Genomic DNA, 360 nt, shown 5'->3' with positions numbered 1-360 from the left:
CGCGAACAACCAGGAGTTCTCGATATCTGGGGTGGTCCGGCCGCAGGCGATCGATGAGCTTGGGCCCAGCCTGGCATTGCTACGCGATGCGATCGGCCGTGTACGCGGCGTTCTCTATGTCAATGTCAGGCGCCTGACGCAGATGAATAACGCTGCATTCCACGCCTTTTCGAGGATCATTATTGACGCCTGTCGCGCTCGACCCGATCTCAGATTTGTCGTCATCACATCAAGCGTCGTCGGATGGACCTCAAGAAAATTCGGTCGCTTGAGCGGAATCGAACCGAACATCACGGTCGAGGAGTATGACAGCGAATTCTATCCAGGGCAGGGCTTCCTCGAGGAAGGCGGGTTCGTTCC

Annotated in this window: 1 pseudogene; it reads left to right on the top strand. The window is 56.9% G+C overall.

Annotated elements, in window-relative coordinates:
* Window positions 1–360 (top strand): annotated as a pseudogene (locus tag EN851_RS34605) (SAM-dependent methyltransferase); the annotation flags it as partial.

Origin of the sequence: Mesorhizobium sp. M8A.F.Ca.ET.208.01.1.1 (genome assembly GCF_004791315.1) — a bacterium.
Lineage (GTDB): Bacteria > Pseudomonadota > Alphaproteobacteria > Rhizobiales > Rhizobiaceae > Mesorhizobium.
The sequence above is the reverse complement of the archived record's forward strand: the minus strand, read 5'-3'. Positions and strand labels throughout refer to the sequence as shown.